At 32.7% G+C, this 21,012-nt stretch carries 19 protein-coding genes and 2 pseudogenes; 4 read left to right on the forward strand and 17 right to left on the reverse strand.

Annotated features, from left to right (window positions below; genetic code table 11):
• Position 1 precedes the first annotated feature (1 nt).
• Genes CVULP_RS07420 through CVULP_RS07435 form a run of 4 tightly spaced genes read left to right on the forward strand, consistent with a single transcriptional unit; the run spans position 2 to position 3,674 of the window.
• Positions 2-625, forward strand: coding sequence for a hypothetical protein (locus CVULP_RS07420; RefSeq protein ID WP_099506933.1), 624 nt, complete (start codon positions 2-4; stop codon positions 623-625).
• Positions 626-2,437 carry a type IV secretory system conjugative DNA transfer family protein gene (locus tag CVULP_RS07425; protein ID WP_213276818.1) on the forward strand — a complete coding sequence of 604 codons (1,812 nt, stop codon included), beginning with the start codon at positions 626-628 and terminating at the stop codon, positions 2,435-2,437.
• Positions 2,418-2,687: a cag pathogenicity island Cag12 family protein gene (locus tag CVULP_RS07430; protein WP_265415662.1), complete on the forward strand. Its 270-nt coding sequence runs from the start codon at positions 2,418-2,420 to the stop codon at positions 2,685-2,687. The genes CVULP_RS07425 and CVULP_RS07430 overlap by 20 nt, the downstream gene beginning before the upstream one ends.
• A gap of 57 nt (positions 2,688-2,744) precedes the next feature.
• Positions 2,745-3,674, forward strand: coding sequence for a helix-turn-helix domain-containing protein (locus CVULP_RS07435; RefSeq protein WP_213276838.1), 930 nt, complete (start codon positions 2,745-2,747; stop codon positions 3,672-3,674).
• Between the two features lie 59 nt (positions 3,675-3,733).
• On the opposite strand, the pseudogene CVULP_RS07440 reads toward CVULP_RS07435, so the two are convergent.
• The 17 genes and pseudogenes from CVULP_RS07440 to hisD all read right to left on the reverse strand — a co-directional run bounded on the left by CVULP_RS07440 (position 3,734) and on the right by hisD (position 21,011).
• Positions 3,734-4,418 (reverse strand): annotated as a pseudogene (locus tag CVULP_RS07440) (NYN domain-containing protein).
• A gap of 181 nt (positions 4,419-4,599) precedes the next feature.
• Positions 4,600-5,214: pseudogene (locus tag CVULP_RS07445) on the reverse strand (SNF2-related protein); the annotation flags it as partial.
• A gap of 1,507 nt (positions 5,215-6,721) precedes the next feature.
• Positions 6,722-6,877 carry a hypothetical protein gene (locus CVULP_RS07450; RefSeq protein ID WP_180753059.1) on the reverse strand — a complete coding sequence of 52 codons (156 nt, stop codon included), beginning with the start codon at positions 6,875-6,877 and terminating at the stop codon, positions 6,722-6,724.
• Between the two features lie 129 nt (positions 6,878-7,006).
• On the reverse strand, positions 7,007-7,243 hold the full coding sequence (locus CVULP_RS07455; protein WP_099507485.1) for a PI-PLC domain-containing protein: 237 nt from the start codon (positions 7,241-7,243) through the stop codon (positions 7,007-7,009).
• Between the two features lie 4 nt (positions 7,244-7,247).
• The gene (carB, locus tag CVULP_RS07460; RefSeq protein WP_099507486.1) at positions 7,248-10,517 is read right to left on the reverse strand and encodes a carbamoyl-phosphate synthase large subunit; all 3,270 of its coding nucleotides are present in this window, start codon (positions 10,515-10,517) and stop codon (positions 7,248-7,250) included.
• Between the two features lie 57 nt (positions 10,518-10,574).
• Positions 10,575-11,324 (reverse strand): rod shape-determining protein MreC, encoded by a 750-nt coding sequence (gene mreC, locus CVULP_RS07465; protein ID WP_099462618.1) that lies wholly within the window; start codon positions 11,322-11,324, stop codon positions 10,575-10,577.
• Positions 11,314-12,354: a rod shape-determining protein gene (locus CVULP_RS07470; protein WP_099462620.1), complete on the reverse strand. Its 1,041-nt coding sequence runs from the start codon at positions 12,352-12,354 to the stop codon at positions 11,314-11,316. Before CVULP_RS07470 ends, mreC begins: the two co-directional genes overlap by 11 nt.
• A 10-nt stretch (positions 12,355-12,364) precedes the next feature.
• Positions 12,365-13,594, reverse strand: coding sequence for an ATP-dependent Clp protease ATP-binding subunit ClpX (gene clpX / locus CVULP_RS07475; RefSeq protein ID WP_099462622.1), 1,230 nt, complete (start codon positions 13,592-13,594; stop codon positions 12,365-12,367).
• The gene (lpxA, locus tag CVULP_RS07480; protein ID WP_099462623.1) at positions 13,587-14,378 is read right to left on the reverse strand and encodes an acyl-ACP--UDP-N-acetylglucosamine O-acyltransferase; all 792 of its coding nucleotides are present in this window, start codon (positions 14,376-14,378) and stop codon (positions 13,587-13,589) included. The genes clpX and lpxA overlap by 8 nt, the downstream gene beginning before the upstream one ends.
• Positions 14,379-14,385: 7 nt before the next feature.
• Positions 14,386-14,826, reverse strand: a complete 441-nt coding sequence (gene fabZ, locus CVULP_RS07485; protein ID WP_099462625.1) for a 3-hydroxyacyl-ACP dehydratase FabZ — start codon at positions 14,824-14,826, stop codon at positions 14,386-14,388.
• A 71-nt stretch (positions 14,827-14,897) separates the two neighbouring features.
• Entirely contained in the window at positions 14,898-15,746 is an 849-nt protein-coding gene (locus CVULP_RS07490; protein WP_099507487.1) for a hypothetical protein, read from the reverse strand.
• Position 15,747: 1 nt separating this feature from the next.
• Complete coding sequence (locus CVULP_RS07495; RefSeq protein ID WP_099507488.1) at positions 15,748-16,824, reverse strand: epoxyqueuosine reductase QueH; 1,077 nt, start codon at positions 16,822-16,824, stop codon at positions 15,748-15,750.
• On the reverse strand, positions 16,824-17,282 hold the full coding sequence (gene bcp / locus CVULP_RS07500) for a thioredoxin-dependent thiol peroxidase (RefSeq protein ID WP_099462631.1): 459 nt from the start codon (positions 17,280-17,282) through the stop codon (positions 16,824-16,826). Before bcp ends, CVULP_RS07495 begins: the two co-directional genes overlap by 1 nt.
• Positions 17,279-17,485 carry a tautomerase family protein gene (locus tag CVULP_RS07505; RefSeq protein WP_099462632.1) on the reverse strand — a complete coding sequence of 69 codons (207 nt, stop codon included), beginning with the start codon at positions 17,483-17,485 and terminating at the stop codon, positions 17,279-17,281. The genes bcp and CVULP_RS07505 overlap by 4 nt, the downstream gene beginning before the upstream one ends.
• 29 nt (positions 17,486-17,514) lie before the next feature.
• Positions 17,515-17,952 (reverse strand): Sua5 YciO YrdC YwlC family protein, encoded by a 438-nt coding sequence (locus CVULP_RS07510; RefSeq protein WP_099461297.1) that lies wholly within the window; start codon positions 17,950-17,952, stop codon positions 17,515-17,517.
• Between the two features lie 715 nt (positions 17,953-18,667).
• On the reverse strand, positions 18,668-19,726 hold the full coding sequence (gene hisB / locus CVULP_RS07515) for a bifunctional histidinol-phosphatase/imidazoleglycerol-phosphate dehydratase HisB (protein WP_099507181.1): 1,059 nt from the start codon (positions 19,724-19,726) through the stop codon (positions 18,668-18,670).
• Positions 19,719-21,011 carry a histidinol dehydrogenase gene (hisD, locus tag CVULP_RS07520; protein ID WP_099507182.1) on the reverse strand — a complete coding sequence of 431 codons (1,293 nt, stop codon included), beginning with the start codon at positions 21,009-21,011 and terminating at the stop codon, positions 19,719-19,721. Before hisD ends, hisB begins: the two co-directional genes overlap by 8 nt.
• Position 21,012: the final 1 nt, after the last annotated feature.

Below are 21,012 nucleotides of genomic sequence, written 5' to 3' on the forward strand. Positions count from 1 at the left end.
AATGAATAAAGAAAGGCGAGGCATTTATAATGTAAGTTTTAATGAAAAAAACTCAACTCCTATTAATGCAGAGCTTGAAGCTATTGAAAATGCCATTATAGATTATGTCGTGCATTATGTAAAGGGTTTTCACGATACAAGAAGAGACAAAGGAATGGGTGCAAATCATATCAAACTTCATTTAGAAGAAAATAGCGATGGACAAATCACAATGGAAGAGCTTTTAAATCTAGGTAATTCTATAAGAGAATATTTAAAAATATTTAAAGAACCATTTGTAGAGGAAAAAGAAGCAAAAATTTATGAATGGGAAAATGATGAAGGAATTAGATTTAGGGCTATTACTGACAAAATAGGTGAAAGGCATTTAAAAAATATCACGAAAGATTATCAAAGGGGAGGGCGACAACTGCCACTTTCCCCCTCTGATGAGCAAATTATAACCTTTTACTCTGATAGAAATCTTAATAAACAAATGGAATTTAAAAATCCTAAAGTAGCAAGATACTATGCAAATGAGGCAAAGCAAGACAAATCTACAAAGGATTTTAAATCAAAACTCAAAGAATTTAACACCAAAAATAATGCAAACAAAACTATTAAAAATAAAGACTTGGAGAAATAAATGCAAAACAATAAAAGCCTTCAAATTATTTTTCTTATTCTAGTAGGTTTCATTTTTACCTATTTACTAACTCCTATTGTTTTCTTTGTTTTGAACAAAGTAAAAATAATGAAAGCGATTGAAATCTATAACATTAACTTCACTTTACAGGCAGTCGCTAATCATTACCCAAAAATATGGCTTTCTTTGGGTATCACTTTCGCATTTTGTTTGTTTGCTTTGACTCTTTTGGTGTTATCCTTAAAAACCAAAAAATCTCAATTTGGCGAAGCTAGATTTGCTAATTTTAATGAAATTAAAAAAATGAATTTATTTGGGGATAAGGGTATTATTATTGGAAAATATAAGGGAAAATTATTAAGATTTGGCGGTCAGCAATTTGTAGCTTTAGGAGCTCCTACAAGAAGTGGTAAGGGTGTAGGTATTGTGATACCAAATTTATTAGAATGGCAAGAAAGTGCTGTGGTGCAAGATATTAAGCAAGAATGCTTTGATTACACCAGTAAATATAGAAAAGAAATCTTAGGACAAGAAGTTTATCTTTTTAATCCATTTTCAAGACAAACACATCGCTATAATCCTTTAAGCTACATTGATATGAATGATAAAGAGCATTGCGATAGTCAATTAATGGATTTAGGCAATATCCTTTATCCACTTGATGGGGATTCTACTTCAAAATTTTTCAACGGATTAGCTCAAAATCTATTCATAGGACTTTGTTATTTATGGCGTGATTTGCAACTTAGTGGCAATGGAAAAGATTTTCAAAAAGCTTTTAATGTAGATGTAGGAGAATTTAACTTTTACAATATCTTACAACTCTCAAAAGGTTTAACTCTTAAAAATGAGGAAAATAACATTAGAGGCTTTGATGATACATACAATTTTTTAGTCTATTGTGAAATTTTAGATGAAGCTACCATAAGACGCTTAGAAACTTATTTTAATATCAGCTCAGACGCAACTAAATCGGGCGTAATGAGTTCTTTTAATGCTCCTCTTGTGCCATTTGAAAGTGAAACTCTAAGATTAAGCACAGAAACAAGTGATTTTGATTTAAGAGATTTACGCAAAAAGAAAATGACAATTTATATAGGAATTACGCCTGATCAATTAGCAAATGCTGGATTTATTTTAAATATATTTTGGTCGCAACTTATTCTACTAAATACTAAAGAATTGCCACAAAGCAATAAAGAATTAAAATACACCTGCTTAATGGTTATGGACGAATTTACTGCACCTGGTAGAATTCCTATCTATCAATCTGCTGTAAGCTTTATGGCTGGATATTGGCTACGCTCTTTAATGATTTATCAATCTAACTCACAACTTGAAACGCAACAGCCTTTAGGTTATGGAAAAGAAGGAGCTAAAACATTATTAACAAATCACGCTTGTCAAATTTTTTATGCACCAAGAGAACAAGAAGACGCAGAAGCTATTTCTAGGATTTTAGGAAATACCACTTTTAAAACAAGCTCAAGAAGTATTAATACAAGTGGTAATGGTGGTGGCTCAAGAAGTATTAGTGAAGCAAGTAGAGCTTTAATGTTACCGCAAGAGCTGAGAGAAATGGCTTTTGAAAACGAGTTGATTACTATTGATAGTGGCAAACCTATCTTATGCAATAAAGCATTTTATTATTCAGATTCTTATTTTATGGATAAATTTAAAGCTGTTTCAAAAAGCTTATCAACAATAAGAAAAATTCCAACAAGAGAACAATTAGAAAATGCAATCTTAAAAGGAGAATGCAAAGTAAAAATTCAAATCATAGGAGAAAACAATGAAAAAAATGTCGCTTAGTTTAGCTGTAATTGCTTCATTAGTAGTTGGGTGTTCTGCCCCGCAACCAAAAAAATTAGATAATGGTTCTATTTTAACTATTAACACTTCCATTTTGGAAAAACAATATAACTTTGTTCCAAAAGATAGCTTTTTAAGCTCACAAAATTGGACTTATCAAATCATCGCTGAAAAGAAATCAGAAAAAGATGACTTTATTAGATTATATTACATAAAAAATATAAAATATTATGCAATATGTTTAACTTGACTTTTTTATTTTATTATGCTTTAATTTCAGAAATTATTTTCCAAAAGGAGTTTTTTTATGTTCAAAAAAGTTTGTAACACTTTGGGGATGAGTAGGACAGAATTGGCTGAAAAATTAGGATTATCAAAAACTACAATAGATTCTTGGAGTGATAGTTCGCGGATATCCAAAACAGCTAAAGTAGCCTTAGAATTAATGCTTGAAAATTATAATCTGAGAAGTATAATTAAGAATTTTCAGGAAGGATTTGCTTCGCTAAACTTACATAATTTAGGAGATAATACGATGAATAATGTTTTTTCAAAAGATCATAATGATTTAATTAATAGAATTAATCATATCTTTAATGAGTTAAAATTAAGTGAAATAACTTGTTCGAGAGCAATGGGTGAAAGTAATTATGCAAAAATCAATCAAATTTTAAATTTTAAAATGTATCCAGATTTTGATTTTTTAGAAAAATTTGCATTAACATTTAAAATCAATCATAATTGGCTATTGACAGGGGAAGACTCTCCATTTGCAAATGATCTTATTAAATCAAATTTTAACTCCCAATTTATAAAAGAGGCTGAAGAATTTGATAGAATTTATATTGTAACTTCTAAAAATAATCTTGATCATACTAGAATAATTGTAATAAATCGAAATAATGAATTTGGTTTATATCAAACTGATTTTTGTATAGGAAATAATTTTATAATGGAAGCTAGAGAATGTAGCGATCTTTGTGATTTATATGAATTTTATCAAAAATTCAACTATAAAATTTCTTGCTTAGAATTTAATGAAGATGATTACAGAAAACTTTTATCTTTAAAGCATTATCCAAAAAATATTTTAGATCGCGGACAAACATCTTACATGCTTTTTGATTTATTCGATTTGAGGGAAGATGATAAAGAAAGATATGATAAATTTTTTGAAAAATGTATAAATATCATTAAATCTACTTTAAAAGATAGAGAAGAGAGGAAGAATAGATAGAAATAATATTGACTAAAATTAATATTTTAAAATAAAAATAAATAAATCTTAGAGCTTCTTTACTTAAGAGAAGAATTAGTCGCTTTTTTGAAGCGTGGTAGTGTAGTTTTTAAATAATCAATATGTTCTTGCAAATTTTCTTTAATAGGGTTACCCATTGGATCGAGAGTAAAAATGATACCTTCTATCCTAGCTAATTTTGAGGCAGGAACAAAATCGCTATCGCCAGAAATTAAGACTATTTTTTGGACTAGTTTTTTTTAAAGCTAGAATAGCTATGTCAATACCTATTTTCATATCAACACCTTTTTGTTTTTCATAATACATATAATCATTATTGCTAAGATCTTCTATTGTCATTTTTCCACTCAATAATTTCTTATGTTTTTTCTCATCTTTAATAATCCAAGTAGCACTCTTTTCATCGAGATAACCTAATCTTAATGCAAGACAAGGCTTAGAGATTAAACATTTATGTAATTCTATTCTTTCTTTATAAGTTTCAGTTGTAACAAAATCTATGCATTCATTAGATTTTGGATTATGAGCTTTATTATTTAAAGGTTTACAATCATAAAAGAAAATGCGGTATAACTCTTCTTTGTTTTTATCAACATGTTTTAAACAATGATTATGCAAAGCTTTTGCCAATTCTTTAGGAGAAGGCTTATAGTGATTAGTTTTTTAAATTTTTTTAAAATAAGATTTATGGCGTCTTATAAAAAAATTACCATCTACTAATATTGCTACTTTTTTAACATTTTAAAACTTTAAGAAGAATTGAACCACTTAGACATTTTTATATCGTGCGGTTCATATAGTTAAGGGCTTACCATAAATGCTATTGAATATATTTAAGGTTACTGCCAAAACTTTTATAGAAAGATTATAATATAAAAATGTTAATAAAAACTTTAAGCAATTATCAATAGTCAATTTCATTTTCTTTTATAGTTTTACTTTGTCTATTTAAATCCTCTAAAATCTTTGCAGATTTTGACACGAAATCACTTTTATAACCTTTTTGCTTACTCATTTTTTCTATTTCTTCTATGACAATGCGATTATCTTCTCTTAATGCCTCCAAATAGTCTTTTCTCTTATAAATAGGAGTGTTGTCTCCTGTAATATTTTCTAGCTCTGCAATTTCTTTTTTAAGACTTTCTATCTTGCTTTTATTAAATTGGCTAAATTTTTCTAAATCGTTATAAAAATTATTTAACCTTTTCATAAAACCGCCGAAATTCACATAATTTTCTAATTTAAAAAAAGTTTTGTCATCTCTTTTATAAACCATATTTTCAGGCTCCATTATAGTTTGACCATCAGGAGTTGAAACATAAAAACTTAAGGTGTTTAAATCTGTTTTTTCTCCGCTAATAATCAATCCTTTGTATTCTAAAACTTTATATTCTTTTTGATAGTTATTTGCTATCATTTGAATGGTATTTTCAAAGTTTTTTGTCAGCTCCGCTTGTCTAGCTTTGTTTAAATCGCTAGTATCATCTTTAAGGACAATGAAGTCTTTTGCGGAAATATTTTCATCAATTCTTTAGCAATAGAAAAAGCAAAAAAAAGGGGGGGGGGGTTGCCGACTCCACCTTTCTTATTTATGATAGATATAATCATCATTTAACTTTTAAATTTATTTGCATAACATTTCCTTCTTAATCTACTCTTGAAAGCAAAAATTTTTTACAGCAAATTTCGCTAACGCTCATTTGTAAAATTTGAAGAGGCTAAACATCTCTTACTCTTCTTACTACAATAAGTTCGCTTGTTGCTTTAGACGATTGCGCACCTCGCACCCTATATCAATGCAAAATATAGCACCTAAAAGGTTTATTATGTTATATATACCAAAAAGAAGCAATTTAAAAACTCTACTTTTCAAATTAATTACTTTGAATATCGATATTATAAGCTTTTGATAAATAATATTTCTTTTTAAGTTTAGAGTATTTTTCTTTGAAACTTAAAGTAATGGTAAAATGGGAATTTAATTATTTAAGTTTTTTATTTTCTTAAATATTTTTATTTTTGGCGTTAAGCTTTGTTTTTTATAATTGTTAAGATTTTTAAAGGAGCTTAAATGGAAAGGAGTAAAAAAGAATTGAGAAATTAAGTGAAAAAACTAAAGATTTGAATTTAGATAATGAATTATATATTTTTGTTAATAATATCAAATGGAGTAAAAAAGCAAATATACTTATTAATTGTGTTGATCTTGAAACAAATATAGGGTTTTATTTTAGTGTTTTCTTTAGTAATAAATATTTAGTAGGAGCAGAAATTTTAATTTTCGAGAATATATGGAGAATTCCTTTGAAAATGATAGAATTTTAGCTGTTAAATTTAAAAGAAGCGAGATCGGTTATTTGAATTACTTTAATGCTAGAATTGTAAATACTTCAGATTTATAACAAATTACTTTTAATATCTTTTCCCGATTTAGCATCAAATACTTTTTTTGATTTTGTATCAATCTTTAGCTTGAAGGTTCTTAATTCTCTAAAACTAAAAAATTAATTATCTTTTTGTATTGTTTCTTTTTCGTGATTTTATTTTTAAATTCATCATTGAAATATTTATTATATTGTTTATAAGTTATTTTAAAGTTTTTCTTTTAAAGCTTTATTATAAAGAAATTTAGTACAACCATTTTTAAATTCTTTTTTTTAAATAATTTATATTTGAGTAAAATTCAATTTTAGCTTCACCTCTTTGCATTTTTTATCTTTTTAAGCATTTTGTTAGAAATGTGAATTTTTCATTTTTGGATTTTCTTGTATTCTATATTCTAATTTTTCAGAAAGTTTAGTAGTATTTTTGGAATTATTTTTGTTGCAACCAGCAATAAGAAATATTTCATTGTTATTATTTTTAGAAATATATTTTCATAGTATTGAATGAAATTTGAAGCAATTTTTTTCTTCTAAAATTGCTTAGAATATATAACATATTAATTTCAAACATGTTTTTTGTATATTCAATTTTTTATAAAAAGCAAAACCTGCATTATCAGTGCCACTTTTGATAATAAAAAATTATATAAATGGATTATTTATTTGTATTATATTTTTTATATTGTCATTTTCTGCAAATTCCTTTTTATAAAAATGCTTTTCTTTGAATCCTAAAGAAAAACAATATTTTATAAATTCTATATTTTCAAATGTTGCATTTTCAATTTTTATATCCATGATTGTTTTCCTAAGATTTTTTACATTATAGGATATTTTAGGTTAATTTGAGTTTATCTAGGTTATTTAAGGTAAAGTTAGTTTTTGCCCAAATTTAGTTATAGCTACTTGGAGTAATTTGACAAAAAGCTAAAATATACGAAACCTCAATGTGATAAAATTATTCAAAATTGGCGATATTTTACAAAATTTGAACAATTTTTTAAAGAAAGTAACGATATCGTGAGAAAGTAAAAGCTTACCCTCTCCGTCTCTAAGGTCTGTTTCTATGCCAAAGCCCATATCAAAAGCCTTAACCAAACTTGCAAGGGTATTTTGCTCCTCTTTTTCACGCCAAAACCCACGATGTGCTAAAATTTCTATCATACCCTCACCCCCTAAGCCACTCTTGCAGACTTTTAACCTCTAAATAGCTTTTATCCTGCATAGCCTTAATGCTCTTTGCTCCCGCAAAAGCCGAGCGTAAATTTGTAAAATAAGGAATTTTAAAACGCAAAATATTTTCCCTAATCTTCTTCGTATCCCCCACGAAACTATGCGAATCGCTTGTATTAATGACGAGATGAATTTCGCCATTTTTAAGCCTATCTTCGACATTAGGGCGTCCTTCTGAAATTTTATACACTAACTCACACGCATAACCAGCCTCTTTAATCTTCTTACAAGTGCCACTTGTAGCAAGTAAAGAAAAGCCTAGTTGAGTATAAGCTTTAGCAATTTTAGCGGCGAATTTTTTATCCTTTTCTTTAAGGGAGATAAAGACGACTCCATTTTTAGGCAGAGGATTAAAAGCACAAATTTGACTTTTTGCATAAGCCTTATTAAAATCCTTGCTAATGCCCATTACCTCGCCTGTGGAACGCATTTCAGGTCCCAGCTCTAAATCACTTCCGCTTAATTTTACAAAAGGAAAAACCGCCTCTTTAATGCTAATATAATTTGACTTTTTAGGGCGTAAAAGTTTAAAATCAACCACTCCAAAGCAGTCATAAAAGCTCAAAGCCTCCCTTAAATTCCCCTGCCACATCACACGCGTAGCAACCTTAGCTAAAGGCACTCCCGTAGCCTTACTCACAAAAGGCACGGTGCGGCTAGCTCTAGGATTTACCTCTATCATATAAAGCTTGTTTTCGTGTAAGGCAAACTGAATATTTAAAAGTCCTTTAACTCCTAAATTTAGAGCTATTTCTGTGGTTTTTTGACAAATGAGTTCTTGAGTTTTCTCATCAATATTGCAAGGTGGCAAGGAGCAAGCACTATCACCTGAGTGAATTCCAGCCTCTTCTATATGCTCCATAATGCCAGCCACATAGACTTCCTTACCATCACTTATGGCATCAACATCAATCTCCGTAGCATTATCCAAAAACTCATCGATTAAAACAGGACTTCTCTCGCTCACAGCCACCGCCTCTTGCATATAAAGACGAAGTTCACTCTCATCATACACCACGCGCATCGCACGCCCACCTAAAACATAACTTGGACGCACTAGCACAGGATAACCTATCTCACTCGCTTTTAAAACAGCCTCTTCAACCTTAGTGGCAGTAGCGTTTCTAGGCTGATTAATCCCCAAATTTTCACAAAAAAGTGCAAATTTCTCCCTATCTTCAGCCAAATCAATCACCCTAGCACTCGTGCCAATAATCTTCGCCCCAAAAGCACTTAGCCTTTTAGCAAATTTAAGCGGAGTTTGCCCTCCAAAATGCACGATTACGCCATCAGGTTTTTCCCTTTCAATCACCGCTCTTAAATGCTCAAAATCAATAGGTTCAAAATAAAGCACATCGCTCGTATCATAATCGGTCGAAACGGTTTCAGGATTGCAGTTATACATCAAGGTCTTAATGCCTAAATCCTTAAGTGCAAAAGACGCATGCACGCAAGCATAGTCAAATTCTATGCCCTGTCCTATGCGATTTGGTCCTCCGCCTATAATAAGCACCTTTTTTTCCTTTTTGTTTTCAAATTTACTTTGGGTTAGCTCACTAGCATTAGTGCTTGAGTAAAGATAAGGCGTAAGAGCTTTAAACTCCCCTGCACAAGTATCCACCTCGCTAAATTCGACTATGATTTTATGCTTCATTCTCGCATAATAAATATCATTTTGTGAAAGCTCTAAATTATCCTTTTCATTGACTAAAGCGGCGATTTTTTTATCCGAAAAGCCCATCGTTTTAGCTTTTCTTAAAAGCACCTTGTCGCTTAAAATGTCCATATCAATGCACTTTTCAAATTCCACAATTTCTCTAATTTGCTCTAAAAACCATCTATCTATCTTGCAAAACTCATAAAGATCCTCCGTGCTAAAGCCCTGTCTGTAAGCCTCTGCTAGATATAAAAGTCTCTTTTCATTTGCATTTCTTATCTTAAAAACAAGTTCATTTTTATCTTCAAACTGCACCCTATCAAAACCGCTATAATTTCTCTCCAAAGAGCAAAGTGCTTTTTGCAAACTCTCCTTAAAAGTGCGACCCATAGCCATCACTTCACCCACACTTTTCATCGCCGTGCCCAAAATTTCATTCGCTCCTGGAAATTTCTCAAAGGTAAAACGCGGAATTTTTGTAACAATATAATCAATCGCCGGCTCAAAAGAAGCGGGAGTTCCTGTGATGTCGTTTTTAATCTCATCTAAACTAAAGCCCACCGCTAAAAGCGTGGCTACCTTAGCTATGGGGTAACCTGTGGCTTTAGAGGCAAGAGCGGAGGAGCGTGAAACGCGTGGATTCATCTCTATGACTATCATTCTGCCATTTTGTGGGTGAATGGCAAATTGCACATTAGAGCCGCCTGTATCCACGCCGATTTCACGCAAGATAGCAAAAGAGGCATTACGCATTGCTTGATATTCTTTATCAGTCAAGGTTAGGGCTGGGGCTATGGTAATGCTATCTCCTGTATGCACACCCATAGGGTCTAAATTTTCTATGCTACAAACAATAATGCAATTATCGAATTTATCGCGTATAACCTCCATTTCATACTCTTTCCAGCCAAGCAAACTCTCCTCAATCAAAATTTCGTGAATAGGAGAGAGGCTTAATGCTGCCGTGGCAAGCTCTTTAAATTCGTCTAAATTATACACCACACCACTTCCCGCTCCTCCAAGCGTGTAAGATGCGCGTATCATCAAAGGAAATCCTATCTCATCGACTGCCTTTAAGGCTTCTTCATAGTCATAAGCATACATAGATTTAGGTAAATCCATACCGATTTTTTTCATACACTCTTTAAAAATTTGTCTATCTTCGCCCTTTTTAATAGCTTCAGGATTTGCACCTAAGAATTTCACAAAGGAAAAGTCTTTTTTAAATTCCTCACTCTCAAACACTTCCATAGCCACATTTAAGGCAACTTGACCGCCCATAGTGGGTAAAATGGCATCGATTTTTTCTTTTTTAAGTATGCTTAAAATGCTTTCTTTTGTGATAGGTTCTATATAGGTTGCATCAGCAAATTCAGGATCTGTCATAATGGTCGCAGGGTTAGAATTAATTAAAATAACGCGGTATCCAAGCTCTTTTAAGGTCTTAGCCGCCTGTGTGCCCGAATAATCAAATTCGCAAGCTTGCCCTATGACAATAGGACCGCTTCCTATCAATAAAATGTTTTTAATATCACTTCGCTTTGGCATCATCTTTCCTAAAATAAAATTGCAGAATTATAACCAAATTTAACTAATCAAAGCCCTTTAGTAAGTTTTTTCAATGATATATAAATAAGAAGGGATATTGAGGCTTACATAAGGTTTCACAAGGGCATTTTTATACATATCATCTTCCTTAATGCTTTCGATAATACCCACGCCAACCCCAGCAAAAAAGACATTATCAAGCCCACTTGTAAAAACCACATCACCCTCTTTTATCTTAGAAGCTTTAGGAATAAATTTCACCACAACCTTGCCATTTTCGCCGTGTATAATGCCCGGATACTTATCCTTGCCTATATAAACAGAAAAAATACATTTTTCATCACCTTGTAAAAGTGCCATAGTTCTGCCGTCCTTATTGACAGCTATACCAGCACTAAAGCCTGAATAAATCAAGCCGCGATTTTTCGAACTACCCTTAAAATCATCAAGCCACACTTTTTGATAGTCATTTGCACCCACATAAGAAAGTGCTCTTGTAAGGGTCAAGCTTGGAAAATATTGCGTTGAGTTTTTATCCTCTAAAAAACGATTAATGCGGTCTGCGAAAGTATTAAGAAGTATGGAATTTTCCTCTAATTCTCTATTTCTTTTTTTTAGAATTTCGATCTGCTCGGCTTGATCAAAATGCTTAGAAATGGAAGCACTTAAATAATCCTTAAAATTATAAAGATTATTTAAGACAAAATCATTGACATAAAGAGTATTTTTTTTTATCACGCCCCCATAATAAAAAGAGATGAAAACTAAAAAAGCTAAAATTAAAACATAAAAAATTTTATTCTTCATTCGTTAGTTGATGCAAAAGTGAAATTTCCTCTAAAGCCTTGCCTGTGCCTCTAGCCACTGCTAAAAGCGGCTCATCAGCCACATACACAGGCAAACGCACTAATTCGCTTAAATACTTATCAAGCCCACGAATCAAAGCTCCGCCTCCTGTTAAAACCACGCCATTTTCAACTATATCACTCGCCAAATCGGGTGGCATCATCTCAAGCACCATTTTAAGTGCATCGGCTATTTCTTTTAAATGCTCTTTCATCGCCTCTCTTACATCTTCACTTGTAAGCTCAATGCGAGAAAGCAAACCGCTAATTTGATCGCGTCCTTTTACGACCATAGAAAGTTCTTTTGGAAGTTGTATGGCTGAACCTATGGTTATTTTAATCTCTTCACCCGTTCTTTCGCCTATGACAAGATTATATTTTTCTTTAACATAATTAACAATGCTCATATCAAGCTTATCGCCGGCAGTGCGTATAGATTTTGAAATCACAAGTCCGCCAAGTGAAATCACTCCTATTTCAGTCGTTCCGCCTCCAATATCAACAACCAAATTCCCCTTAGGCTCTTGTATGGGTAAATTCGCCCCTATCGCCGCTGCCATAGGCTCTTCTATCAAAAAAACCTCTCTAGCACCAGCACTTAAAGCACTTTCACGCACAGCCTTTCTTTCAACCTGTGTCAAACCATAAGGCACAGAGATGATGATTCTAGGGCGTAAAAAGCTCTTTCTGCGATGCGTTTTTTCTATAAAATAACGAATCATTTTTTCAGTCATATCAAAATCCGCAATCACGCCGTCCTTCATAGGACGAATCGCCTCGATATTACCCGGGGTTTTACCGACCATTTCTTTCGCTTCTTTACCCACAGCTAAAATTTTAGCCTTAGAGCCGTATCTTTCACGCTCCACAGCCACAACGGAAGGCTCATTAATCACTATACCCTTATCTTTAACTAAAACCAAAGTATTAGCCGTGCCTAAATCTATGCCCATATCACTGGAAAAAAATCCTATTAATTGATCCAAAATCATTTCTATCCCTTTAACTTATTTTTTTCTTAATCAACAAAGCTTTCGCTCCCTCACAAACGACCTCTTTTGTGATAACAATATCATAATCTTTGTATTCAGGTAATTCAAACATCAAATCCACCATCATTTCTTCAATAATGCTCCTAAGCCCCCTCGCACCCGTTTTTCTCTCTAGTGCAAATTTTGCAATAGCCCTTAATGCGTCTTCTTCAAATTTCAAATTCACACCATCAATAGCAAAAAGTTTTTGATATTGCTTAATAATTGCGTTTTTAGGTTCGGTTAAAATTCTTACCATATCATCTTCATTAAGCTCATTTAAAGAAGCAATAATATGCAAACGCCCGATAAGCTCAGGAATTAATCCAAAATGCACCAAATCATCAGGTTCGATTTTCTCTAGCAAATCCTTATCTTTTTCTCCACTCTCATCAAAAAAACCCACAACCTTATCACCTAGTTTGCGTTTTAAAATTTGCTCTAAACCATCAAAAGCACCGCCGCATACAAATAAAATATTACTCGTGTCTATTTGTATAAAGTCTTGATTAGGATGCTTTCTACCGCCTTTTGGAGGGATATTCACCAAACTACCCTCTATAATTTTAAGCAGAGCTTGTTGCACACCCTCACCACTTACATCACGCGTAATGGAACGATTTTCACTCATTCTAGCAATTTTATCAATCTCATCGATAAAAACGATTCCTTTTTGTGCTCTTTCTACATCATTATTAGCTGCTTGTAAAAGGCGTGTGAGTATATTTTCCACATCTTCGCCGACATAACCAGCCTCCGTTAAAGAAGTCGCATCGCAAATAGCAATAGGCACATCTAAAAAACGAGCTAAAGTCTGTGCTAAAAGCGTTTTACCACTACCTGTGGGACCAACAAGTAAAATATTGGATTTAAAAAGCTCGGTATCATCGTCTTCTAAATCTGCTCTAAAAAGCCTTTTGTAGTGATTATAGACGCCCACGCTAAAAATCTTCTTCGCCCTATCTTGCCCTATCACATAGCGGTCTAAATAAGCTTTTAAATTTTTAGGTGTGATTTTTTGGAAATCCAAATCACCTTTTTCTGTATTTTTAGTCTTTTTTAAAGAATTTTCTTCTCCATAAATGATACTATAAGCACCCTCAACACAATACTCACAAATAAAAGCTTCGCCATCTTCATTTGCTAAAATTTTTATATCATCACTATCATCTCTATTACAAAAACTGCATCGTTTAGCCATTATTTTTGCCTTTATATACAGGAATTCCGCGTTTTGTCTCTAAAATGAAACGGCACATTTTTTTGACATTTTCACTTTCATTTTCTTCAAGTAAAACGCGTGCATTTTCTTTCAAATCTCCGCCCTTAAATAAAAATTTATAAGCTTGATTTAAGCGTTCAACCTCATCTTTTTCAAAGCGACGGCGAATTCCTACCAAATTTAAACTTCTAATACTAGCCCTATTTCCCTCCGCCAAACAAAACGGCACAATATCTTGAGAAAGTGCCGAAGCACCAGCTATCATAGCACCTTCTCCCACTTTAACAAATTGATGAATAGGCGTAAGCCCTCCAACAACAACATAATCATCAAGCTCCACATGCCCTGCTAAAGTCGCATTGTTTGCCAAAATAATATGATGTCCCAAAATGCAATCGTGAGCTATATGACAATATGCCATTATAAAAGCATTATCGCCTATTTTAGTGAAGCCATCGCCCTTTGCCGTGCCTGAATTAATCGTAGCAAATTCTCTAATCGTAGCGTTTTTGCCTACAATCACGCCCGTTTTTTGTTCATCTTTGTAAGAAATGTCCTGTGGGATATCGCCTATAATGGCATAAGAAAAAATACGACTCTCATCGCCTATTGTAGTATCGGCTAGAATTCTTGCACCTTGCTTAATAATCACACCATTGCCGATTTTAGCTTCTTTACTCACAAAGGCATAGGCTTCAATTTGCACATCATCGCCTAAAATTGCACCATCTTCTACAACTGCACTAGGATGAATCTTTTTCAAAATACTCTCACTTATCCACTATCATCGCTTTAAGTTCAGCTTCTGCGACCAAATTTTCCTCCACAAAAGCCTTGCCCTCAAAAATCCACAAAGCACCACGATTTTTTACCACACGCATTTCATAATCAAGCCTATCACCAGGACGCACAGGATTTCTAAATTTCGCCCCGTCAATACCTGTAAAATAAACAACCTTTTCTTTAGGATTGACCTTATTATCCATACTTTCAAAGGCTAAAACTCCGCCTGTTTGTGCCATACCTTCTAAAATCAAAACACCCGGATAAATAGGGTGTCCTGGAAAATGTCCCATAAACACATAATCGCTAATACTAATATTTTTATAACCTTTAACCACTTCACTGATTTTTAATTCTGTAATTTTATCGACAAGTAAAAAGGGATAGCGGTGCGGTAAAATCTCTTGAATTTGCATAACATCTATCATCATAAAGCCCTTGAAATTTGAAAAAATTATTTTACATCAAAAAACCTAACAAAAGATAAAAAATGCCCATTTTATTTTTCTAAAATTCGCTTTAAATCTCCCTTGGCAAAATCCTTTAAATTCTCATAAGGCACTTCAAAAAAGTCCATACTTCGCCCCGCTTCACTGAGTAAATAACGCAAATTGATATAAAGCCCTCTCTCCTTAAAAACAACCTCTTGCTTTAAAATATTAAATTCAAATTCATCTTTACCAAAATAATCTCTCTCGTCCCAATCCGCCCATTCTTCTTTATTTTTAGTCAAATATTCTTTTAAAATTTTATTAATAAAATTTCTAAATTTAGAACTATCCTCAACAACATCACTTAAAAGATAGGTTTTAAGCTCCATAGTCTTAGTATCTAAAGAAAAGCCACTTGTATAAAAGCTAGGATGTGCCGCACCGCTGTAAGAATAATCGACAAAATTCTCAAAAAAAATCTTATCTTTTGTGATTTTTGCAATCTTTAAATTTTGACTAATTTCATTTCCATAATAATTTAATTCTTCATTTTCCAAAAAATGCTTTTTATCTTGCAAAAGCTTATGAAAAACTTCTTTTGAAGAGCAAGAATTTAAGTCTTTATTTAAATTTTCATTTTCTAAATTTCCTAAAACAAGCTTTTCATCAGGAATAAAAAAAAGAGTATTTTTATAAGAATTAACAACCTTACCTTCATAGGTGCTAGTAAAAGAATAATTACCCTCAGCATATATTTTTTCAATGCTACAAATTTTTCCTAGACATAATTTTTTTTGCTCTTTTTTAAGTTCTACCAAGTGATAAACTCCATCTTTGAACTCAAAGCCATATTTTAAAACACCATCCTCTGCCCTAAGCATTAAAATCGCAAATGCTAATAAAATAAATCGTTTCATTTTATCCTCTCTTTAACAATTTTTCTCTCACATCAAAATAAATTTCACTCTTTGCCATCACTTCATACACTCCAACTTCCAAATTTTCCACGATGATAATGGGAGAGAGATGATAATTTCCAAATTCTTTTTGCCTTATTTTAATCTCTTTTTCCACACTTAAGGGACGCTTTAAAAAATCCTCGTAAGTCTTAAATTTAGCCCCACATTTTGCGTTAAAATACTCAAAATCCCACAAGCAAATTTCATCTTTCATGCTTTTAAATTCGCCTTTTAAATTCTCACTAATACGAAATTTGCTTACGACATTTTTAAAATGTGAATAAAATAAAATATGACTTTTAATGACTTTTTTATCCCTTTTTAAAAGTCCGCTTAAAAGACGATAATTTAAAAATTTCTCTCGTTCAAGCGAGAATTTCACGCCCTTTTTTTCTAAATTCTGCACCTTTTTATAAAGCCTTATTCTATCTTCAATGCTAGCGGGTAAAACCTGCTTATTTAAAGGGCTTATAAGCTCGTCAATAAAAGGCTTATTTTGCTTTTGTTTCGAAAGTGCGTAAAGACAGCCGCAATAATTTTGATGATAAAGCATAGCCTCTTTAGCTAAGGCAAACTGCCTTTGTGTGCCACCATTTTTACGAAAATCAGGTGCGATAAATTCTATCCCATAAGGCTCACACTCTTTTTGCAAAGCATTTTTAAGCTGGTCTAAGTCCTTTTTGGGACTGGTTAAAAGCGTAGTTGTAAGTTTTTTTTCTCCCATTTTTTTCGCAAATTCCACGCTCCCACCCATTCTAAAATCAAAGCAAATTTCACACCTAGCACCCTTTTCTGGCTCATCTTCATAGCCTTTTACCGCACTAAGCCATTTTTCATACTCATACTCACCCTTATAAAGCTTTATACCTAGCTTTTCACAGCTTCTTTTCACATCTAAAAAACGCAATTCATATTCGCTATAAGGGTGGATATTAGGGTCGTAAAAAAAGCCTATGATTTTTTCATTAGGATAAGTTTTTTGAAGCTCTTGCACGAAATAATGACTATCCACACTACAACAAATATGCACAAACATTAAAGACTCTCAAGCACTTTTAAGGCGTGGTCTTTCACACGCACAGGGCTGTAAATTTGAGCGATTTTGCCCCCTTCATCAATAATGAAAGTTGAGCGGATTAAGCCCTCATATTCTTTACCATAATTTTTCTTTAAACCCCACGCCCCATAAGCCTTACAAACCTCTTTATTTTCATCACTTAGTAAGGTTTGATTTAAATGATATTTTTGAATAAATTTTTCGTGACTTTTCGTGCTATCAGGGCTAATACCCAAAATGACGGCGTTTTTTGCGTGAAATTTTTCATAAAGCGTAGAAAAATCACAAGACTCACTCGTGCAGCCCGGAGTGTTATCCTTAGGATAAAAATACAAAATAACCTTTTTACCGACAAAATCTTTCAAAGCAATTTTAACGCCGTCTTGATTTAAAAGCTCGAAATTTGGCGCTTCATCTCCTATTTTTAAAACTTTCATTTTTGTGCCTTTGCCTTAATTTTTTCCACACTCTCCCCTCCAAAACCTATATCATAAGGCTCGACATCCTCTATCATCACAACCACTCTTTCTTTAGCTTTATGATACTTCGTGCTTAAAAGCTCACTCACATCGGCGATTAACTCGGCTTTTTGCTCTTTGCTTAAGGCAGGTTTTGCAAGTTTAATATTGACAATGGGCATTTTTTACTCCTTTAATTTTTTGATAAATTTTAACGCATTTTACGCATTTTAGAACGAGAAAGTTTAAAAATTTTAGAAGCACTTTCTTCGTGTAAATTTTTATCGATTATTTTTATTTTGTATTTTTTCGCTAAAAAAAGAGCGTAACTAAGCTTAAAAGGCTTTTTGTGTTTATTTGCCGAGCTTGAGTAAAACCAGCCGTGTTTTTGTAAAAATTTGGCGTGTTTGCCATTTTTTACAATTCTTAAAGCTTTTTGATTGGGGTAAATAAAGGTCGTTTTTTGTGCTTTTCTTACTAAATTTTTAAAGTGTTTTGGCACTCTTGTAAAGCTTAAAAGTGTGGAAAAATGTGCCACTGTAATAAGACAAGGTGTGTTTGATGGGCGATTTTTAAGCTTGTTTAATAAAGCTTTGTCTTTACTTAAAAAACCAGCCGTTGTGTCCGTTTGGCAAAGATAGATTTTCATAAGCACATCTTAGCAAAATAGTGTAATGAAATATACTTTCTTTTCAAAAACCAATTTAAATTTCCTAACATTTTATCCTTTTTTGGATTAAATTACTTTTCTCTTCATATTATTCAAAAATCTTTCCATAATCAATCATTTGAATTGAATAATTTTTAAAACAGAGCTATCAAAATAGCTTATTTTCAATTTAATTTCCTTGATTGAAAATTAAAGCACTGTTCTTTTCAAATCTTGTTTTATAACTGTCAAGCGTTTCCATATTTTGTTAAATTCATTTTTAAATATAGCGATTGTTTTGATATTAAAAATTTTTTTATTAATATGAGAGTTTGAGTTTCATACTGCTTAAAAAGTTTAAAAAGTGTTTTTGCGTATTTATTTAAAAGAGTAAAGTTTGTTTATACTATACTTTTTGCATAGTAATAAATTACAAAAAATGTTAAAGTTTATAGCTACAAGTTTTGAAAAAACAAGACATTTAACTTATTGCGATAAGTAAAGCATAAACCTTATTTATCTTGCTGTGTCATTTTATAACATAATTTTCTTCTACAAAGTCAAAGGTTTTAGATTTTTACAAAATATTATACCTTTACGATATTTTGATTTATATTACGAGATTAAATTATAAATTTATAGCCGATTAATAAAACAAAAAAACTATTCATACTTCCGCCAATTTTCTTATAAAATGTTTTCAATTTATTAAAAGTCATAACACCCCCTTAGAACTTGCCAAATTCTCGCTTTCTATCTTAATAGCTTCTCTTAAAGCCCTGCCAAAGGCTTTAAAAAGGGCTTCGCATTTATGATGGTCATTTTTGCCTTTCACTTTTAAATGCAAACTTACCCCCAAAGCATAACTTAAAGAATAGAAAAAATGTTCTATCATCTCCGTGCTAAGTGTGCCTAGCTTTTTCTTTTTAAATTTTGCTTTAAATTTAAGAAAAGGGCGATTAGAAAAATCTAAAGCACAACTTGCCAAACTCTCGTCCATAGGTAAAACAAAGCCGTATCTTGCTATACCAATTTTATCTCCTAAAGCCCTTTTTATCGCTTCTCCAAGCGTTAAAGCAATATCTTCTACACTATGATGCTCATCAATCTCCAAATCTCCCAAGCAAGAAAGCTCAAGTCCTATGCCACTATGCACGGCAATTTGCTCTATCATATGGTCTAAAAACGCCACTCCACTTTCAATCACAACTCTACCGCCATTTAAAGCCACCTTGACACTAATGTCCGTCTCTTTAGTCTTTCTTCTCACACTCACACAGCGAAAAGAATTTAAAATTTTCTCCGTTAGCTCTTCCCAAGAAAGCTCTCCATATCTAAGCCCTACAACACCCAAATTTAAAGCCAAATCCATATCGCTTTGCCTATCGCCTATGACAAAACTTTGATTTTTATCATACATTTGATATTTTATATAATCTTTCAAAAGAGCGGTTTTAGGCTTTCTACACGCACAATTTTCCTTTTCAAAATGCGGACAAATGAAAATATCCTTAAATTCAATGCCACAACTTTGCAAAATTTCAAGCATCTTAAAATGTGCCTTTTCAAAGTCTTCTTTAGGAAAGCTTGTCGTGCCAAGTCCGTCTTGATTACTCACTAGCACAAAGCTAAAGCCGAATTTTTGCAGCTTTAAAAGTGCTGGGATAGCTCCTTTTTCAAAAGCTAGTTTTTCGAGGCTATCGACTTGAAAATCCTCTTTTGGTTCGCATATAAGTGTGCCGTCTCTATCGATAAAAAGAATTTTCTCACTCATTTTCTAAGGTCCTCAAACGCAAGCTTACAGCATTTTTATGTGCGTGTAAGCATTCAGCTTCTGCCATAAGTTCCACACTTTTAGCTAAATTTTTAAAACCTTGGAGACTTAATTCTTGCACGCTCATCGTTTTCATAAAGTCCATTAAACTCAGGCTTGAATGTGTTTTTGTGAGTCCGTAAGTAGGCAAGACATGATTAGTTCCACTTGCATAATCGCCCATAGACTCAGGCGAATACGCTCCCAAAAATACAGAACCTGCGTGTTTAACACCGCTTAAAAGTTCTCTTGGATTTTGTGTTTGTATGATTAAATGCTCGGGTGCGTAGGTGTTTGAAATTTCAAGAGCCTCATTTAAATCTTTAGCGATGAAAATTTTAGAATTGTTTAAGCTTTTAGAGGCAATTTCTTTTCTAGGAAGGCTTTTAAGTTGAATTTCAAGCTCTTTTTGCACTTTCTTAGCAAAATCTTCACTCAAACACACTAAAATGACTTGAGAGTCCGCTCCGTGTTCGGCTTGTGAAAGCAAATCACTCGCTACGAAATCAGCTCTAGCATTTTCATCGGCAATTACCAAAACTTCACTAGGTCCTGCTTGCATATCTATACTAGCACCCATTATATCGCTACTTACTTGCCTTTTTGCCTCCGTTACAAAGGCATTTCCGGGACCAAAAATTTTATCCACCTTTAAAACGCTTTGTGTTCCATAAGCAAGTGCTGCAATGGCTCCAGCCCCTCCCATTTGATAAATTTCATCAACTTTGCAAAGTTTCGCACAAAAAAGCACAACATCATTAATTTTAGCAGGACTTGCTAGGACTATTTTTTCACATTTAGCAATTTTTGCAGGGATAGCAAGCATTAAGGCGGTGGAGAAAAGTGGAGCAGAACCTGCAGGGATATACAAGCCCACTCTTTCAATAGGACGCGTCAAAAGCTCGCAGCAAATACCCTTGCTAGTTTCTACTTTTAGCACTTCTTTAAGTTGGGCTTGGTGAAATTTTGTGATATTTTCATAAGCCTTTTGAATTGCCCTTTTTAAATTTTCATCAATCCTCTCACACGCCTCATTGAGTTCTTTTTGTGAAATTTTAATATTTGAAATTTCAACCTTATCGAATTTTAAGGATTGCTCTATCAGTGCTTCATCGCCTCTTTTTTTCACATCATCAATGATTTTTTCAACCACGCCACCAAGTTCCTCTTTAACGCTCATCACAGGGCGTTTAAGAGCTTCTACTTTTTGTATTTGACTTAAATTTTCATAGTTTAATATTTGCATT

The sequence above is a fragment of the Campylobacter vulpis genome (assembly GCF_014217995.1).
GTDB lineage: Bacteria > Campylobacterota > Campylobacteria > Campylobacterales > Campylobacteraceae > Campylobacter_D > Campylobacter_D vulpis.

Bases quoted from the DNA above. Each gene is read 5' to 3' on its own strand.
- CVULP_RS07420 (WP_099506933.1), top strand. From the start codon at position 2: ATGAATAAAGAAAGGCGAGGCATTTATAATGTAAGTTTTAATGAAAAA.
- CVULP_RS07425 (WP_213276818.1), top strand. From the start codon at position 626: ATGCAAAACAATAAAAGCCTTCAAATTATTTTTCTTATTCTAGTAGGT.
- CVULP_RS07430 (WP_265415662.1), top strand. From the start codon at position 2,418: ATGAAAAAAATGTCGCTTAGTTTAGCTGTAATTGCTTCATTAGTAGTT.
- CVULP_RS07435 (WP_213276838.1), top strand. From the start codon at position 2,745: ATGTTCAAAAAAGTTTGTAACACTTTGGGGATGAGTAGGACAGAATTG.
- CVULP_RS07450 (WP_180753059.1), bottom strand. From the start codon at position 6,877: ATGGATATAAAAATTGAAAATGCAACATTTGAAAATATAGAATTTATA.
- CVULP_RS07455 (WP_099507485.1), bottom strand. From the start codon at position 7,243: ATGATAGAAATTTTAGCACATCGTGGGTTTTGGCGTGAAAAAGAGGAG.
- carB (WP_099507486.1), bottom strand. From the start codon at position 10,517: ATGCCAAAGCGAAGTGATATTAAAAACATTTTATTGATAGGAAGCGGT.
- mreC (WP_099462618.1), bottom strand. From the start codon at position 11,324: ATGAAGAATAAAATTTTTTATGTTTTAATTTTAGCTTTTTTAGTTTTC.
- CVULP_RS07470 (WP_099462620.1), bottom strand. From the start codon at position 12,354: ATGATTTTGGATCAATTAATAGGATTTTTTTCCAGTGATATGGGCATA.
- clpX (WP_099462622.1), bottom strand. From the start codon at position 13,594: ATGGCTAAACGATGCAGTTTTTGTAATAGAGATGATAGTGATGATATA.
- fabZ (WP_099462625.1), bottom strand. From the start codon at position 14,826: ATGATAGATGTTATGCAAATTCAAGAGATTTTACCGCACCGCTATCCC.
- CVULP_RS07490 (WP_099507487.1), bottom strand. From the start codon at position 15,746: ATGAAACGATTTATTTTATTAGCATTTGCGATTTTAATGCTTAGGGCA.
- CVULP_RS07495 (WP_099507488.1), bottom strand. From the start codon at position 16,824: ATGTTTGTGCATATTTGTTGTAGTGTGGATAGTCATTATTTCGTGCAA.
- bcp (WP_099462631.1), bottom strand. From the start codon at position 17,282: ATGAAAGTTTTAAAAATAGGAGATGAAGCGCCAAATTTCGAGCTTTTA.
- CVULP_RS07505 (WP_099462632.1), bottom strand. From the start codon at position 17,485: ATGCCCATTGTCAATATTAAACTTGCAAAACCTGCCTTAAGCAAAGAG.
- CVULP_RS07510 (WP_099461297.1), bottom strand. From the start codon at position 17,952: ATGAAAATCTATCTTTGCCAAACGGACACAACGGCTGGTTTTTTAAGT.
- hisB (WP_099507181.1), bottom strand. From the start codon at position 19,726: ATGAGTGAGAAAATTCTTTTTATCGATAGAGACGGCACACTTATATGC.
- hisD (WP_099507182.1), bottom strand. From the start codon at position 21,011: ATGCAAATATTAAACTATGAAAATTTAAGTCAAATACAAAAAGTAGAA.